The sequence below is a fragment of the Parabacteroides sp. ZJ-118 genome, assembly GCF_011038785.1.
Classification (GTDB): Bacteria; Bacteroidota; Bacteroidia; order Bacteroidales; family Tannerellaceae; genus Parabacteroides.
The window spans coordinates 47256-65501 of the sequence record NZ_JAAKDT010000005.1 but is presented as its reverse complement, the minus strand read 5'-3'; the positions used below and the strand labels follow the sequence as shown (position 1 = coordinate 65501).

The 18246-nt window shown below is 43.8% G+C and carries 16 protein-coding genes; 10 read left to right on the top strand and 6 right to left on the bottom strand.

What is annotated here, in order from left to right:
• Positions 1-158 precede the first annotated feature (158 nt).
• Positions 159-1262, bottom strand: a complete 1104-nt coding sequence (locus tag G7Y39_RS03115) for an esterase family protein (protein ID WP_165154970.1) — start codon at positions 1260-1262, stop codon at positions 159-161.
• A gap of 829 nt (positions 1263-2091) precedes the next feature.
• Between G7Y39_RS03115 and G7Y39_RS03110 the strand changes: the two genes are divergently transcribed.
• The 9 genes from G7Y39_RS03110 (at position 2092) to G7Y39_RS03070 (ending at position 11449) form a co-directional block, all read left to right on the top strand.
• A complete protein-coding gene (locus G7Y39_RS03110; RefSeq protein ID WP_165154968.1) occupies positions 2092-3045 on the top strand; it encodes a class I SAM-dependent methyltransferase in 954 nt (317 codons plus the stop codon).
• Positions 3046-3064: 19 nt separating this feature from the next.
• Positions 3065-4120, top strand: coding sequence for a UvrD-helicase domain-containing protein (locus tag G7Y39_RS03105; RefSeq protein ID WP_165154966.1), 1056 nt, complete (start codon positions 3065-3067; stop codon positions 4118-4120).
• Positions 4121-4130: 10 nt separating this feature from the next.
• Positions 4131-5954, top strand: coding sequence for a hypothetical protein (locus tag G7Y39_RS03100; protein ID WP_165154964.1), 1824 nt, complete (start codon positions 4131-4133; stop codon positions 5952-5954).
• Between the two features lie 39 nt (positions 5955-5993).
• Positions 5994-7043, top strand: coding sequence for a DUF1848 domain-containing protein (locus G7Y39_RS03095; RefSeq protein ID WP_165154962.1), 1050 nt, complete (start codon positions 5994-5996; stop codon positions 7041-7043).
• 79 nt (positions 7044-7122) lie between these two features.
• Entirely contained in the window at positions 7123-7365 is a 243-nt protein-coding gene (locus G7Y39_RS13600) for a hypothetical protein (RefSeq protein WP_241159952.1), read from the top strand.
• A gap of 445 nt (positions 7366-7810) precedes the next feature.
• Entirely contained in the window at positions 7811-8497 is a 687-nt protein-coding gene (locus tag G7Y39_RS03085) for a zinc ribbon domain-containing protein (RefSeq protein WP_165154960.1), read from the top strand.
• Between the two features lies 1 nt (position 8498).
• Positions 8499-8702 (top strand): hypothetical protein, encoded by a 204-nt coding sequence (locus G7Y39_RS03080; protein WP_206225141.1) that lies wholly within the window; start codon positions 8499-8501, stop codon positions 8700-8702.
• 245 nt (positions 8703-8947) lie between these two features.
• Complete coding sequence (locus G7Y39_RS03075; RefSeq protein ID WP_165154958.1) at positions 8948-10273, top strand: PhoH family protein; 1326 nt, start codon at positions 8948-8950, stop codon at positions 10271-10273.
• 171 nt (positions 10274-10444) lie between these two features.
• A complete protein-coding gene (locus G7Y39_RS03070; RefSeq protein ID WP_165154957.1) occupies positions 10445-11449 on the top strand; it encodes a DUF4925 domain-containing protein in 1005 nt (334 codons plus the stop codon).
• Positions 11450-11537: 88 nt separating this feature from the next.
• On the opposite strand, the gene G7Y39_RS03065 is transcribed toward G7Y39_RS03070, so the two are convergent.
• From G7Y39_RS03065 to G7Y39_RS03050, 4 genes are read right to left on the bottom strand one after another with little or no spacing between them, the layout of a single operon-like run.
• Positions 11538-12623, bottom strand: coding sequence for an LptF/LptG family permease (locus tag G7Y39_RS03065; RefSeq protein ID WP_165154955.1), 1086 nt, complete (start codon positions 12621-12623; stop codon positions 11538-11540).
• Positions 12624-12635: 12 nt separating this feature from the next.
• Complete coding sequence (tgt, locus tag G7Y39_RS03060) at positions 12636-13766, bottom strand: tRNA guanosine(34) transglycosylase Tgt (protein ID WP_165154953.1); 1131 nt, start codon at positions 13764-13766, stop codon at positions 12636-12638.
• Between the two features lie 36 nt (positions 13767-13802).
• Positions 13803-15416 (bottom strand): 4Fe-4S dicluster domain-containing protein, encoded by a 1614-nt coding sequence (locus G7Y39_RS03055; RefSeq protein ID WP_165154951.1) that lies wholly within the window; start codon positions 15414-15416, stop codon positions 13803-13805.
• Positions 15417-15422: 6 nt separating this feature from the next.
• A complete protein-coding gene (locus G7Y39_RS03050; RefSeq protein ID WP_165154949.1) occupies positions 15423-16355 on the bottom strand; it encodes a DUF362 domain-containing protein in 933 nt (310 codons plus the stop codon).
• A gap of 250 nt (positions 16356-16605) precedes the next feature.
• On the opposite strand from G7Y39_RS03050, the gene G7Y39_RS03045 reads away from it, so the two are divergent.
• A complete protein-coding gene (locus G7Y39_RS03045; protein ID WP_165154947.1) occupies positions 16606-17487 on the top strand; it encodes an aldose 1-epimerase family protein in 882 nt (293 codons plus the stop codon).
• 69 nt (positions 17488-17556) lie between these two features.
• Here the strand turns inward: G7Y39_RS03045 and G7Y39_RS03040 are convergent, their stop codons facing one another.
• Positions 17557-18243, bottom strand: coding sequence for a TrkA family potassium uptake protein (locus tag G7Y39_RS03040; protein ID WP_165154945.1), 687 nt, complete (start codon positions 18241-18243; stop codon positions 17557-17559).
• Positions 18244-18246: the final 3 nt, after the last annotated feature.

Genomic DNA, 18246 nt, shown 5'->3' with positions numbered 1-18246 from the left:
GGCAGGCCCGTCCGGTCCCATTTATGTATCCTGTATGATTTTATAAATCAGCTGTTTATCGCCGTGGGCTTACGATGGGCATTGTAAACTGCTTACAATGCCCATTCAAAGGTCTTTATAATGCCCATCGTGAGCTGCTTACAATGCCCATCAGCAGATTACTTAAACAGCCGTTGTGCCATGTTATATAAATCATGGCGCCATACATACCAGGTATGTCCGCCGGGCATCTCGCTATACTCGTACTTGATGCCCGCCGCGTCGAACAGTTTCAGCATCGCTTGGCAATTCTTGTAGGCGATATCCTCCGGGCCTCCCTGCGTGAAATACAACTGACGCACGGTCTTATTGAAGTCGGCGGCTATCTTCTTTAGGTAAACGGCTTTCTTGGCGTAATTGTCGGTGTCGGTAGCGAACCATCCGGAACTAAGCACCCACAGGTATCCGAAATGGTGATAATGTTCCAATCCTACCTCCAGTGTCTCCAGACCACCCATGGAAAGACCCGCCAATGCCCTATGATCCTTATCGGTCAATACCGGGTAATTAGCCTCTATAAAAGGAATGATATCGTTCATCAAATCTTTCGCGAACAAAGGAACCTCGCCTTCCAAGCTCTCGGTATGAATCGTACCATTGGGCATGACCACCACCATCGGCTGCATCTTCCCCTCGGCCATCAAGTTATCAAGGATCAAGCCGGCGGCACCTACCGTAGGCCAAGCGTTGTCGTTATCGCCACCGCCATGGATCAGATACAATACAGGCAATTTAGCGGACATCTTCTCATAGCCGGCCGGTGTCCATACATGCAAACGGCGCGTGGTGTTCAACGTCTTCGATTGGTAATAACGTTCCGCCATGGCCCCATGCGGAACATCCTTCATGGCGAAGAAATCCGTCCCTCTCTTCCTTACCTCCAGCAAAGCGGAAGTCTCGGAAGCCAAGGCACCCTTAGGGTCGTACACCCGTACGCCATCTACCATGAACCAATAACGGTAAACGCCATCTTTCACGCCCGGCACCGTGGCAAACCAAACACCATTCTCCGCCCGGGTAGCCTCGTGCATGGCGATATCGCCCATCACGCTCACCTTCTTGGCCTCGGGAGCATAAATACTCATTAACAGATCACCTTTGTCCAACACACGTACCGACTGTAACGTATCATTCGGTGTAGGTGTACGCCTCCACTGAGCGGATAGGGGTGATACTTGGCTTAACAGACACAATGCCAACAATAGATTCTTCATTTTTTTCATAAATAATATGTTTTTAAGATAACATGACAAAGATAATCATTTTCAAGGGAACCGTGCGTCAAAGTAAAAGTGTTTGTCCGATTTTGATGCGCTTGTCTTGAATCCCTACTCTCAACCCCATATTCCACGTCTTGATCTATACAGACCACGTCGTGGTTTGTAGAATTATACAGTATGCGAGCAAGAATTCATACGGCATCGAGCAAGAATTCATACGGTATCGTCATACTTTTCATTGGGGAAGAAGAGGCGGAACTCTTGCGCAGCCACTCCGTCTCGTAGATCGAGAGCGTATGACTAAAGTCTGATCCTGTTCATCTGCTTGTTCTAGTATGAAACCTAGGCTAAGGTTTGGGGCAAAAGTATTAGATTATTTCATTTGAGCTGTTATATTTACTGCTATTTATGGGGAAGATGATGGAAATTCACTATATTTGCAAAACCTCCTTACGCTGACGCCGTTAAAGCCGGCGGGCGAGGGAGGGCATATACATAAAGGCGTTTACTGAACGCTTTGGTTTTGACTGTTTGAGAACTTCGCAACTTCAAAAAACGATTAGTTAAAAACAAAGCAACGGTGAATGCCCCTAGGTGTATTATATACTATTCTGATTGATTCGATGTCAAAGAAAGGCGTTGAGACATAAAGGGTAGGTTATATATTCACATCGGCGTGGGGCTTTCGACGTTGCTCGTTTCGACTAATCGGGCAATGCGAAGGCCTTCAAACAGTGGAACGGGCGACAGGACTGGCTCCACGTTTTTTGTGTGTGATCTCTGTAATTATAAACTTCTGTTGAGGTAGCCAAGCAGAGAAGAGTTTATCGCTATGATTGTAAATGTCAATTTACCCCAATGGTTGGATTCCATTATTTATGGTAAATACGAGGCTGTATATGAACCTCGTCCGCAGGATGTTGTTTATAATCCGGATCAACCTTATGATTTTGTAAAACTGTATTTGGGCACTTATTTCCCAAGAAGTTTTGCTGAAGCCAATTCTATTGTGTTAAAATTATTCCAAAACATAAAGTACAAGGATGCTATGCAACAGATTGAGGAGATCAATATTCTGGATTTTTGTTGTGGCACAGGAGGGGAAATAGTAGGAATGATAATCGGTCTTCAGTTTTTGCTTCCAAACCTAAAACGTATTAATGTCGATGCTGTAGATGCCAATCCAGATGCTATCCGTGTTCTCTATCACTTGGGGGAGGATTTAAAAGGAGTTGATGATATAAAAATAGAGTTTCATATTCATCCAATGTGCTTATTTATTGAAACAGGACAGGATTTTGAGGACTTTATACAAATGCTTAATAGGGAATATCATTATATTCTCTCATTTAAAGCTCTTAATGAGTTTGTTCAAAATAGATCTTTTTCTGTAGGAAATATTTACAGTGATGTAGTTGATTATTTGTTGCCTTTGCTCTTGCCTGACGGTGCTTTGATCTTATCTGATGTAACAACTAAACTGGATGATGTATATTTGTTTTATCCAGAACTAATGAACAAAGGAATAAATGAAGCACTTCGTAGAAATAGGTCATATAAAAGTATTATTCCTCATTCATGTTATTATATGGAAGATAAATGTGAAGGATGCTATATGCAAGATATTTTTACAGTAACACATAGCCGAAAACAAATGGATAGAACTAAAGTTGCTTATCGAATTATCTGTCATGCGGATTTTGCGAATACGATTATGGATGGTATTAGATCGAATAACTGTAGAGCGGTGAATCGATTGGCTGATAAATTTGAACCCTATCGTTAAACAAAAAAATCGAAATATTATGTCATTTGATACATTAACACCAGACGAGTCCCAAAGAGGTATTTTGGATCTTTCTGCAGAGCGAACGGCTGTCGTGAGAGGTGTTGCAGGTTCCGGCAAGTCTTTTCTTCTTTTTAAAAAGGCGAAGAAAGTATCGGTGAAGTCTAATTCTTATGCGATCATCGTATATACGAAATCACTGAAACAGTTTTTCATTGACGAATTAAAGGAGATAGATCCTTCGGGTAAACATGTATATCATTACGCAGAGTGGCAACGTTCATCGAAACCGAATTACACTTATCTGTTCATTGATGAATGTCAGGATTTTAGTGCTGATGAAATAGAGGATTTCAAATCGCATGGAACATATTGTTGGTTTTTTGGCGATTCGGAACAATCAATAATGAGATTTCGCAACTCCAATGTGCAATCAGTTGAATCTACGGCCAAACAAATGGGTGTACATCCAAAAGATTTAGCTCTTAATCATCGATTGACTTTTGAAAATGCGAAAGTAGGGGAATTTATCAAATCTTCAATAAGGCTTTCTTTGGCTTGTGTCAATCATGGAGACAAACCCAGATTAGAGAAGGTAGAGGAGAATATTTATGTTGTAGCGACAGCTAACGCTATTCCTCAACTTGATAGAATTATACAGATAAGAAATAGTGGTGGTTTGACTAAAATTGGAATTTTGGTTTACTATAATGATTCTGTTGAAATTATAAGGGATTATTTTTTATCAAAAGGAATACCTGTTGAATGGAAAACAAGGGATGATATGGAGATAGACTTTAAGTCTTCCAATCCGGTAATTATCACTTGGCATTGTTCTAAAGGATTAGAATTTGAGCATGTTTTTATACCTTTTTGTGGAATTGGTGAACATGGGGAAGTCCGTAAATATGCCCACCCTGTGGATCCTATCTTAGATCGTGAGTCGGCTATTTATGTGGCAACAACCAGACCTATTAAGAACCTTTATTTATTATATACAGATAATCTTTCTCCTAAATTACCATCTGAGGATTCAGATGTATATATGGGAGAAGATGATGTTTTACCACTCTAATAAATATGACATGAAACTTTATATACCTACATCAAGTTTAAATTTAGATAATATCTTACAAGCAGAGAGTATATCTCCTTTATCGTTTTATGCACAACGTAAAACAGGTTACAAATCAATTGAGTTGATTGATGAAGTCAAGCGATTTCCAAACCATATCATACTTTTTGATTATCCAGTTTCATTCACGATACATGATCCAGAGCGAGATAATTTCCCTCTGCTAATAGAAATTGCTGTTGATGATTGCAAACAATTCAATGTTGAAAAAATAGACGGAAAAGAAATTTATTTGTGCAGTCATACTATTGATTTAACACCTATGAATAGCAGATTGTTTTTCTTCTCGGAAAATGAATATAAGATGACTATAATCAATACTAAGGATAATAGAGCTATAAAATATTATAAAGATTATCGTATATATCCAACAGTAAGCTCTTTGAAGTTAAAAGATCTGAATATTATACCAAACTGTAGTGATATAGCTATCGAGAAAAGTCAGGAGACTGTAAAGGATAAAGTAAAAGGTGCATTTTATGCTTATTTACTTGGTCAAGAGCTTTCTTTAACACCAGAATTAGCTCACCTAGTTAAATTGACACAGGACTTGTATGATGTATTAACGAGTATAATTTCAGCACCTCGAATCCCAGATCTTTTATTGAAGCGTGCTGAAGAGCTTTATGAAAAATATAAAAATAGCATAGAAGGATTTAAGAAACAGTTTGGAGAACATTGGACTACTGTAAAAGAATTCTTTTCTAAGAAATGGGGATATGAATTTTTTCCAAGTATCTCACCAAATGATTATTCTTTACTTAGATATATAATTGAGTTGCATACCAACCATGCGATTGAAGATTGGAAAAAAGGACAAGCTGAACCAACAGATGAAGGGTGTTGTCTGGAAAATGGTGCTTTGCTGTTAAAAGAAAAACCATTTATCAATAGAGTTGTTAACTTTATTATCAAAAATGAAATTACGGTTAATTATATTTCTGCTAACCGACTTGTCTTATGTAAGGAATTGGTGAAAGAGATAAAAGAAGAAATAGGCAAAGAAAGGGGTTTAGATTATTGGGAGAATTCTTCTGAAAGAAAATATTTTGATAATTTGTCCCTACATATAAGAGATATAGGTAGAGCATTCAATATAAAAGGAATCGATAATGAAGAACTTATCGCAATTGCTGTATTTTTGTTAAGAGGAGAAAGTTATAAAGGGATTACTTCTTATATGAAACTAAAAGAATTATCTGACTATAAGAATATCCTTATCCTTTGGGGTACATTATGTGGATATATGGAAATGGATAGAAATATATTTCCAGCAAATGTTCTTACATTGGAAATTTGTGAAATGGTAAACCGGCATTTGTCCTGTTTTTCAGTGAAAGCAAAAGAATTAGAGAATTCTGTATCTGTTGACAGAGCGATTGTTGCAGATTATTTAGAAGTATTGAAAATGATGGATGGTAAGAATATTAAGTTTGATGAAATTCGTAAATCGGTAGAAGGCTTAGATGATAATAATATAGGAGAATGGATAAAAAAATCATTGCCTTGCTTATCTGGAAAAGCACACAAACGATCGCATATGGCAGAAGATGCCTATTTATTAGTGTTGCATAAAAATGAACAAGATAAATTTAGTGAAATATTGAAAACTATGAAAGTAACGAAAGAAACTCAACGATATATTGCTCAGTATTTTGGATATGAATATTCAAAAGAAAAACAAACTATTGTAAAAGAGGAAAATCAAAAAGGGAAAAATGCAGGTCAAGAATTAGATCTGTTTAGTGAGAAATTACCTGATTTGAAGTGCTAAAATCTTTAAAGGATGGAAAAGCTTATAAACGATTGAACGATGATTGATAAGATAACAATTACCACCGATTCCGGCGAGCAAGTCGAGGCACTTGCTCCCGTCATCATCTCTGCCAGCCGGTCAACGGATATTCCGGCCTTTTATGCCAAGTGGTTCTTTAATCGTTTGGCGAAGGGGTATTGTGTTTGGTATAATCCATTTAACCGACGGAAAACGTATGTGTCGTTTGAGCGGTGTAAGGCAATCGTATTTTGGACAAAGAATCCGAAACCGATATTACCTTATTTGCATGAGTTGGATAGGAGAGGCATCCATTATTATTTTCAGTTCACATTGAATGACTATGTGAGCGAAGGATTTGAGCCGAATGTGCCGAGCGTTATGCAGCGGGTAGAGACATTTCGGGAATTGTCAGAAATGATAGGGAAGGGACGGGTGATCTGGCGATTCGATCCGTTGATCATGAGTTCATCTATCACACCCCGTGTCCTGCTTGGCCGTATTTGGAAGATCGGCAATCTGTTGAAAGGATATACAGATAAGCTCGTGTTCAGTTTCGTAGATGTAAAGGCGTATCGTAAGGTACAGAACAATCTTATAAAAGAGACGAATTACTTTACGAAAGAGGATGTGGAAACAGCTGAGATGAATGCGGCGCAGCGCCAAGAAACGGTAGAGGGATTGGTGAAGTTGAGGGAGATTTGGTCTTCTACCGGTTGGAATGTGACACTCGCTACTTGTGCCGAGGATATTGACCTTGCGGTTTATGGCATTGAACATAACCGGTGTATTGACGGTGAGTTAATGGAGCGTGTGTTTGGGGAAGATTATGAATTGGTTTATTATCTTCGAACAGGCCGATTACCCGAACCGGATCTTTTTGGTGCGTTTCCCACTTTACCCGACAAACGCAAAGACCTAAAAGACAAAGGCCAACGGAAAGCCTGCGGTTGCATGATAAGCAAAGATATCGGTAGGTATAACACTTGCCGCCATTTCTGTGTCTATTGTTATGCCAATACAAGTAGGGAATATGTACAAAAGAATGTGACTCAGTGCTCAGACAACAATGAAAATCTGGCTCTGTAACGAATTGTGTGGGTAACCGCCGTTATGTTGAATACTTGGCAGATTGCATCCGCTCTTTCATCATTTGCCGGTTGAGAATATGGTGTACAGCAACCAGCAAGCGTATTACGATGCAATTGCCGCAAGTGGTGCTGCCGGTGAATCATCGCCGTTTATTATCTTTATGCTCGAAGAGGTATTGAAAACTCTCCGTGAGCATCAAGGAGAGGAGAAGAACGAATTGCATGATAAATTACATGATAAGTTGCACGATAAATTCCCCGATGTTTCAGATGTCGTATGGGAGTTATTTAATGTGACTCAAGTTTCGGATTTAGTATGATGCCATAAAAATGGTCATGAAAAAGGCTTTGAGAATTTCCGTATATGACGGAAATTTAGTAATTTAGAGGTGTTCAAACAGCTAAATACCATACTCAAAGCCATGAGCAAAATTACAAATATTCCGTCGGAAATCAAGAGTTTTTTCAGTGAAAAGCGCAAAAGTTCAGTTATGGACAAGTTCCGCAAATTGGTTAACCGCTATATTCGCAGTTATGGCTTCATGGCTCAACTCATGAAACTCATAATCAAATTGAAAGAACCTCAATGTAAAGTAAAATAAAATAGTTCTGTTATAAGAGATTGTCACAAAATGAGTAACTTTGCAATTGGAAACGTAAGAAATTCAGAAACCGACGCAAGTGATAGCATAGTGGTGTTGCAGTCTGCGCTTTTGCATTTGGTAACCTGCTTTGTCGGACTGGAGAGAGAAAAGGGAAAACGATATGGAACAAAAATTTTGTCAGAGTTGTGGTATGCCGCTGACTGACGGCAACAAGGGTACAAACGCGGATGGCAGTCGTAATGAGGATTACTGCATCTATTGCTACAAGGAGGGGAAGTTCACGCAGAACTTCAACATGAACCAAATGATTGAGTTTTGCGCACAGTTTACCGACCAGATGAACGAGCAGGCAGGCTGGAATCTCACTCCCGAACAGGCAAAGGAGCAGATGCGCCGGTTTTTCCCGAATCTGAAACGGTGGAAGCAAAAGGACGAAAGGAGCATTGCTGAAAAAGCGGTGGCTTTGCTTGCCCATTGCAATGAAGTGACACTGGCTTCAATCAATGCTGACGGGTTTCCTCGTCCCGTACCGATGGCCAAGGGGCATACCGCAGGATGCAGCGAGGTATGGATGGCTACGGGTGCCGATTCTGTGAAGGTTGCCGATTTCAAAGCGAATCCCAAAGCCGGCCTGTGCTACTCTTCCTATGGAGACAGTGTTGCCTTGCGCGGAACAATTGAAATTATCACCGATGACGGCATACGCAAAGAAATGTGGCAGGATTGGTACATCAACCATTTCCCCGGCGGTCCGACAGATCCGAACTATGCGCTACTCCATTTCATCGGAACCGAAGCCACCTTTTGGATAAATGGGGAGTTTGTTCATCAACATATTAAGGAATAATATGGAAGCAAATAAAGAATATATAGCAGCGTGCAGTTCTGACGTGAAAGAGTGCCGGATTTATTCCAATTTTATAGGCAAGGTATTCTCGATTCTTTTCAAATCCGATCGTCCGGCCTGTATCAGTTACATAAGAGAGCATGGTGAACAGGCTTTTGCTGAAGAAATGACTCGTCGCAAATGTCAGACGATTAAAAGGAAATAAACTATGAATAAATTATTATTACAATCAAATTTATAATGAATGGCAAGCCCCCAATATGGTCCGTTGACAAATTGTTAAAGAAAAATTTAATCATTCCGGGCTATTAGCGTCCGTGTAAATGGACTAACAAGAATATAACCGATCTTATTCTTGACACACAAAAGAGCATTGTTTAGCAGTCCGGAACTATCAACGTGTCCGGATTGTTACTACATTGGAAGCAATAATCAATAAATCGAAAGGCCATGGGAACAAAGAAGAATTTTGTGTTGGACACGAATGTCATATTACATGACTATAAGTGCATCGAGAACTTTCAAGAAAATGACATCTATCTACCCATCGTGGTATTAGAAGAGTTGGACAAGTTCAAGAAGGGGAGTGAGCAGATCAATTATAATGCTCGCGAGTTTGTTCGGGAGCTGGACTTGTTGACCAGCAATGACCTGTTCTTAAAAGGTGCCTCGCTAGGACCGGGAAAAGGTACACTCTATATCGTGACCGGTGATAAGTACCAGGAGAAAATAGCGTATTCTTTTCCGGATAAAACACCGGATCATCGTATCTTGTCTTGTGCGTTGACGATCGCCGAGAAGAATCCGAAGATCAAGACCACCTTGGTCAGCAAGGATGTAAACCTTCGTATGAAGGCTCGTTCTTTGGGTATTCCTGTTGAGGATTATATCACGGATAAGGTCGTGAATGTAGATATTTTCGAGTGTGCGCAAGAGACCTATGAGCATATAGACCCCGATTTGATCGACAAAATCTACAGCTCTCCGGAAGGCGTAAACGCGGATTCGTTGGATATCAAGTCTAAGCTCGACCCGAACGAATGCTTTATCTTGAAAAGCGCACGTAATAGTGTATTGGCTCGCTACAATCCGTTTACGGATAAGATCAAGAAGGTAGACAAAGGCACGAACTATGGTATCCAGCCCCGTAATGCCGAGCAGAGTTTCGCTTTCGAGGTATTGAACGATCCGAATATCAAGCTGGTGGGGCTGACCGGAAAGGCCGGTACCGGAAAGACGTTGTTGGCGTTGGCCTCCGCCTTGAAACAAGCCGGCACGTATAAACAGATACTTTTGGCTCGTCCGATCGTCGCTTTGGCGAATAAGGATCTCGGTTTCCTTCCGGGTGACGAGAAGCAAAAGGTCGCTCCTTATATGCAACCTCTATTCGATAACCTGAACGTGATCAAAACCCAGTTTGCCCCGGGTAATCCTGATGTCCGTAAGATCGACGATATGCAGAAGAACAACCAGTTGGTGATCGAGGCGTTGGCCTTTATCCGGGGTCGTAGCTTGTCTGAGACTTATTGTATCATCGATGAGGCCCAGAACCTCACGCCGCATGAGATCAAGACAATTATCACCCGTGCGGGAGAGGGAACAAAGATGGTCTTCACGGGAGATATCCAACAGATTGACTCCCCGTATCTAGACGCCCAAAGTAATGGCTTGGCTTACATGATCGACAAGATGAAAGGACAGGAGCTGTTCGCCCATATCAACTTAATAAAAGGCGAGCGAAGCGAGTTATCCGAATTGGCGTCAGATCTTTTGTAATAAATGATGGGAGAATATGAAGGTTTTGTTCGCGAGAGATTGATAGGTATGTTTTGATCTAAACACAGGAATCGAACATCTGATATTAAATTATTGTTGTTAGTGGAAGTTGGAATGGATATATTTGTGATAACATTAATAGCTGTTTATGTTAAATTTAAAACAAGAATCATGAGAAAGAGTTTGTTGTATGTATTTGCCGTGATTTGCACGATGGCTTTTTTTACGGCATGTGGTGATGATGACGATTCAAGTTCTTCCGGTAACTGGCAAGATCTGTCGAGAACGTACGAGGGGAAGAACGTAAATCTGGTAATGGGGGAAGTGACAATCCCTGTTGACGGTAAATCGGTCGTGATTGCCGCTTCTTCTGCGGAGAAGGGATCCGTAACCTTGAATAATATCATTCCCGAAAATAGGTCGGTCGTTATTGATGCTGCGTTGAAGGAAGCGGACGGCACTTATACGTTTACCGGCGAGAGTACGGTTGGCGATTGCATGGTATCAGTAAATGGTACGGTGAAAGGAGGCGTAGCTTCTGTTGTTTATACTCGTAAATTAACTTCCTCTATCGTAGGTAATTGGAGCTTGAAAGTGGGTGCTGGAGCTGTTTATGCGAATATAGTTACCGGGAATTCTACTATCGATGGCCTCGTGCCTATGATAAAGCCTGCTATCAGTAATTTGATTTGGGGTAAAGTAAGCGCTGTAAATGTTAACTTACCGGAAGATGGGATTTTTGATGTCTCTTGGAGACCTATAGGAGCTTCTGAGGATAAAGGAATCGGTGAGATCACAAAAATGGCAAGTATCCAATATTGTGTGGTAAACGGGAAGTTTATGGTGGCTGTGGATAAAAATTATGTGACACTCTTGACCACTTTATTACAACAGGCTGCCGGTGATAAATTGGAGGCCGCAGGTATCTCTATTGACGAGATCATGAAGTTTTTGGTTGATTTAGGGGGGCATTATGGTCTACCTCTTAACATGAAGTTGGATGGAAATGAGGCTACTTTTTATGCGGATAAGGATTTAATCGTACCGGTTTTGACCCTGATAGCTCCTATCTTGAAACCGATGGTTCCGGAGAATTATCAGCAAATGGTAGATATGGTATTGCAACTGCTTCCGAATGCAAAAACGTTAGAGTTTGGACTTAATTTCACAAAATAATTGAAAATCCCAGGTTATGGAGACGGGTCCCCGTCTCCATAACCTGGATGGAATTTGGCGGGGTTATACCGATATAGGAGTTGATCAATTACCTTGGCGCTTTCCGATATAAGAATATCGCTATAAATGTATAAACTATATTCGGTATCCAAGCCGCCACGGCAGGACTCACATACCCATTAATAGCAAAGGTGGAAGTAACCGTCATAAACAGGATGTACGAGAAACTCAATGCCAATCCGATACCGATATTCAGGCCCATACCTCCCTTTATTTTCCGGGAAGACAATGACGCTCCGATAGAAGTCAAGATAAACGCCGCCATGATCGTGGCGAAGCGTTTATGATACTCGATCTGGAAGGTCTGTATATTTCCGATGCCTCTTCTTTTCTGCCGGTTGATATACGTATTTAGCTCGGGCGTTGTCATCGTCTCGCAATCATTCACGGAAATCAGGAAGTCCGAGGGCACGATGGTCAAGGTCGTATCCTTACGGGAGCCTTGGGAAATATGTTCCCGCATGCCATCGAAATCACGGATCATGTAATCGATAACGGTCCATTGATAAAGCGAGTCGTATTTGATCGACTTGGCGGTCAGACGGGAGATCAATTTCTTATCCTCGAAATGCTCTAGAGAGAACCGGTATCCCATGTTCGAGCGAGCGTCATAACTATCGAAATAAGCGATAACACCCGGCTCGATCTCCAATTGGGCGTTCTTCACATAGTCTACCTTCTTGTTGCGGATATACTTGTTCTGGAAATCGATACGAGTCTCATTTGCCGGGGGAATGATGTAAGCGTTTAGGATAAACGTCACGATAGCGATAATCGTAGCCGAGACCGCATAAGGAAGCATTAACCTACGGAAACTCATACCGCTGGCAAGCATCGCTATGATCTCCGAACGATCCGCTAGCTTCGACGTGAAAAAGATCACGGCGATAAATGTGAACAATGGACTGAACAAATTGGCGAAATAGGGGATAAAGTTCAAGTAATAATCCACGATGATCGCTTTTAAGGGAACATCCGGATTCAAGAACTTATCGATCTTCTCGTTTATATCGAAAACGACGGAGATAGAGATAATCAAGGCGATAGCGAATACGTACGTACCCAGAAACTGCCTGATGATATACCAATCGATCCGTTTTAGTTTAAACTTCATCTGTCTCGTTTTTTATAACCGGTTCGCTAATTGACGGACCATACCTCTTTTCCATTGGGTAAAATCGCCAGCGATGATATGTGTCCTCGCCTCTTTCACTAACCATAGGTAGAAGGCGAGGTTATGGATAGAAGCGATCTGCAAGCCGAGCATTTCTTTCGCCTTGATCAAGTGATGCAGATAAGCCTTGCTGTATAAGGTATCCACGTAGGAATGTCCGTCCGGATCGACCGGCGAGAAATCGTTCTCCCATTTCTTGTTACGCATATTGATGGTGCCGAAGCGGGTGAAGAGTTGGCCGTTGCGCCCGTTACGGGTCGGCATGATACAGTCGAACATATCGATACCCCGTTCGATCCCTTCCAGTAGATTGATCGGGGTTCCTACACCCATTAAGTAACGAGGTTTATCTTTCGGCAAGATCTCGTTCACGATCTCGATCACCTCGTACATCTTGTCGGTAGGCTCGCCAACGGCCAGTCCCCCGATAGCGTTTCCATCAGCATTTTTCCGGGCCACGTTCTCCGCTGCCCTCTGCCGCAAGTCCGTATAGACGCATCCCTGTACGATTGGGAAGAGACTTTGTTGATAGCCGTATTTCGGTTCTGTGCTGTTGAAGCGGGCGAAACAACGGTCCAGCCAACGCTCGGTCAGCTCCAGTGATTGCTTGGCGTAATTATAGTCGGCATCTCCCGGGCAACACTCATCGAAGGCCATGATAATATCTGCGCCGATCGAGCGTTCGATGTCCATCACCTTCTCCGGCGTGAACATATGCTTGGAGCCGTCGAGATGCGAGCGGAACTCGGCGCCCTCCTCATGAAGCTTGCGATTGTCGGAAAGGGAGAATACCTGAAACCCCCCACTATCGGTCAATATCGGCCGATCCCATGTATTAAACTTATGCAAGCCTCCGGCCTGTTCCAAGATCTGTATGCCGGGGCGAAGATACAGATGATAGGTATTGCCTAGGATGATCTGCGCTTTCGTATCCTCTTTCAGCTCGGTCATGTGTACTCCCTTTACCGTACCTTGCGTACCCACGGGCATAAAAATGGGCGTCTCGATTGCCCCATGACTGGTAGTAATCAAGCCCGCCCTGGCGTTCGATTCCGTATCGTTATACTGTAATTCAAATGTCATGCATCAAAAATTTGTGACAAAGGTAGCATTTTTCTCTTAGAATCCGAAGTCATCTATTTCTACCTTTTTCACCTCTTCCTCCCTGGGTTTCTCCACGAACTTGTGAACCTCGTTCGCCCTGATGATGATCGCTCTCATCGGGCGTACGGGACAGATCGATTCGCAGCCGCCACAACCGATGCAAAGATCGGGGTTTACTTGCGGAATGGTCAGCGTGCCCTTGTAAGGAACCATATGCACGGCTTGGGTAGGGCAGTGCTCCGAGCAAGCCCCGCAGTCCGTCCCCTCCGTCTTTACGATACAACGGTTGATGAAGAAGGTGGCGATACCCACTTGCGTAGTCGCTTTCTCTTCCTTGGTAAGCGGCTTTATGGCGTGCGCGGGGCAAACCTCCGAGCAGACCGTGCACTCGTAATTGCAATAGCTGTCGATGTAAGCGACACGGGGTTTCAGCATATAATCAAAGCCATATTCCAACCCTGTGGGACGTAGTACATGACTCGGGCATTGGGTCACGCAAATCTGGCATCCGGTACATACATCCTTGAAACGCTCTAAGCTGATCGCTCCCGGCGGCACGATAGGGGGCCATTTCTTGCCGTGCCTGCCTTGCCCGTGCCTGCCTTGTCCGTGCCGCCCTTTGCCCTGCCCTTTTTCTATTCCTTTGGCAATGGTGGATACGATCGGGAGGGAGGCCGCTACGGTAGCTCCTGCCGTGAGGAACGTACGGCGGCTGTTCGGAGCGGTAGCCTGCTGGGGCACGCCCGTTTGCACGCAGACTGTCTCGGCTTCTTTCTTGAAGGAAGGCTTGAAACGATATTGCAATCCTCCTTTAGCGCATGAGGAGACGCAGTTGAAGCAATCTACGCAACGGGATGTATCCACGGTAAGGCGCTTGCTGTCGATCGCTTCCGCTTTGCAAGTGTGCTCGCAATTGCCACAATGCGTACAGGCTTCCTTGTCAAAGGAGATCCGGAAAAACGAATACCGGGAGATAAGGCTCAACAACGTTCCCACCGGGCAAAGCGTATTGCAGAACAACCTTCCCCGGAATACAACCATGATGATGAATACGAGTAACACAACCAAAGCGGATATCACGCCGAATACCGTCACATTGCTGATCGTGACGTGGTAAAGCGTATAGTTATCCATCCGTGCCAATCCATCGGCCAGCAGGTTGTTGACCCATATGACGACCGGACGGAACAGGTTGTTCGCTATACGGCCGAAGTTACTGTACGGATCCAGCAATGTACATAATTCGATTATCCCGAAAACAGCCAGCACGAATGTAAGCCCGAGAATAGAGTACCGTAAGATATTCATGGGCTTATGATAGCTGAATCTGCGTACTCCTTTCTTTTTCTTCTTTCCGATACAGAAAATCCGGTTGATAATATCTTGCAATACGCCCGCCGGACAAATAACCGAGCAATAGATCCGGCCGAACAATAAAGCCAATACGAATTGGAAGACTATCAATCCCGCCATTCCCCCTAAAACAGCGGGCATGATCTGGAGATGCAACAATGCGTGCAGGTTGTCCGGAAATACATCGGCGAAATCAACGAAGAATAAAAGTATGGGTACGAAGATGAGGATCGCAAGTATGACCCGCAGTCCCTTTAAGTAATTAAACTTCTTCATCCTCGATTATATCTTAATACGTTTGATCGTGACATTATCTAGATTTGTCGCACCCAGCTTTAAAGCCTCGCCTTTACCGATATGACCTACGGCCGCCATATCCAGCTTCTTCACTTGGTTGAACAGGCGAAGGGCGGCGGTGTCGATAGCGACGATATTCGGGGAGGCGATCAAGGATTTCAAGGTAGCCACATCGGCTGCGCTCTTTCCTTGCGGGCCGTTTTGGTGAATGATACGATAAGCGTCCACGATGTTCAATACCGGTCTCTTTTCCCAAGTGCAAATATCGGCGATACACTGTTGCAAATCATTTTGATGGAAGAAACGGCGATCCCATACGATTCCCATATAGTTCTTCATGGCGCAAGTCATCTTCGCCCCACCGTGGTTCTTCAATACGGGGACGTTGATCCATGCGTCTGCCTCGATCAGGGCCTCATGGATCTTCGCGCTTTTTAGGTTCACGCCTCCCGGGATGGATACTTCCTTAAAATATTTCTCATCGTTGGCGGGCATGATGATACCTCCGGCCTCTTTTACGGCCTCGGCGATTCCGCTCGTCTCGTAGCATTTCTGCCAGTTATCGCACGTATGGTCGAATACGGTCACTTTAGAGGCGCCGGCCTCCAAGCATTTCTTGACCAAGGCTTTCACTAATTTAGGATTTGTATTACCGGCTAATTCCGGAGAGCGGTCCCAGCCGATATTCGGCTTGATCACGATCTTTTGTCCTTTCTTTACGAAGTTTCCGATACTGCCAAGGGCTTCCAAGGCTCTGTCTAGCATCACCTCCGGCTCCCCACCCATAACGGCTACCATATCGGGAGCCTTCTCTACGGCTACGGTGTTCGTGGAAAGGGCCGCCTGCAGACCTTCAAAATTCAAGGATAGAGCTGCGCTTGCGATGACACTGGTCTTTAAAAAATCACGACGTTTCATAATTGTATATTATGTTGGTTTATAATTGATTTACGGCACGTTTTTTTTACTCGCTTGTTACTCCGAACAAAGGTAATGATTATTTTGATATGCAGGGCAAGTGTCTGTGTTTTTTGTCTTTTTACAGCGGCCTGGGTTGTGGTAATCTCACACAATAAGATAAATTCTTGTCGGAAGGCATATCGGTTATGATAATATTTTTCTACCTTGCGAGGCAAAAACAGATTGTACGACTAAACTTTCATAAGGGATGAAGACAATATCAAATCAAAAACTAACGATCCGTGTCTCCGAACATGGAGCGGAGTTGAGCAGTATCGTAGCGAACGTTACGGGAAAGGAATATCTTTGGCAAGCGGACCCCGCTTTCTGGAAACGTCATTCCCCGGTATTGTTCCCGATCGTCGGGAGCGTATGGAATGCCGAGTATCGAAACGAGGGAATCGTGTATCCATTGTCGCAGCATGGTTTTGCACGGGATATGGATTTTACGTTGATCGGTGAGGCGGAGAACGAGTTGCGTTTCGCGTTGGAAAGCACCCCGGATACGCTGAGAGTCTATCCCTTCCCTTTCCTTTTGGAGATCGGGTATCGTTTGGAGGGTAATAAGGTCGAGGTGCTTTGGCGTGTGAAGAATACGGGCGATCAGACGATGCATTTCCAGATCGGCGCTCATCCGGCTTTCCTGTACCCGAATTATGAGGTGGACCAACCGGATCGGGGGTATTTCGCTTTCGATGTGAAAAAAGATCTCGTATACCGTGCGCTGGTGGAGAAAGGATGTGTAGGCGACGTGGTCCGTCCGGTACCTTTAAGCGCGGACGGCTTGCTGCCGTTGAATATCCATACGTTCGATATCGATACGTTTATCTTGGAGGACAGCCAGGTTAAGCGGGTGGATTTATTGGATGTCGAGAAACGTACGTACCTGTCGCTCACCTTTACGGCTCCGGTGGTAGGCTTATGGTCTCCGCCTACGAGAAACGCTCCGTTTGTCTGTATCGAACCTTGGTATGGGCGTTGCGACCGGATGGATTATACGGGTGAGTATAAAGACCGGGATTGGGTATGGCATTTGGAACCGGGAGAGGCTTTCGATGCCTCCTATACGATAGAGATAGCGGGGGCTTGATCGCCCCATTGATACTTGCCGTAGGCAGACGACGCTGATTCTATCGCGGTCGTCTGCCTATGTTTGGTTTTAGATGTTGGCTATTTTTCTCAATAGCTCCATCTTCCCGAATAAGATCAGTAGATCATCCGCCTCGATCACCAATTCCTCGGTGATGCGGCTGATAACCTTGTGTTCTGTTTGTGTGAGCCCGATCAGGTTCTTTTTCTCGTAAGGACGTTCGATCGCTACCAGATGGATGCCGAAATTCTCTTCGAAATCAATGTTCTTGATTGTTTGCCCGACAAGCGTGGCCGGCGTTTTGATCTTATAGAGATGTTCGGTATCGGTTACTTTATACCAATGCCGGAACAGGCCGCCTAAGGAGGCTTGGGAGGTGTACATCGTAGAGAAATCCTCTTCCGGGGTGATAATCTCGCTTACCCCGATCGCACGGATCACAGTCTCATGGATCGAGGAGATCGCCCGCACGATCAGTTTGCCCGCGTCCAGGCTTTTCAATAGAGCGACGGTCTGAACGGAAGTTCCGAAATCCTTGCCAAATGTTACGATAATGGCATCCATCTCGTTCAATGGGAGGGTGTTCAGGGCCTCTTTGTCCGTAGAGTCCAAGGCGATCGCCCCCGCTATGTCGTTCTTCAGCATATCGACACGATGCAGATCCATGTCTACGCCGATCACCTCATTGCCGACACGTGTCAAGTCCTTCGCTATCGCACGTCCTAAATTTCCTAATCCGATTACTACATATTTCATGCT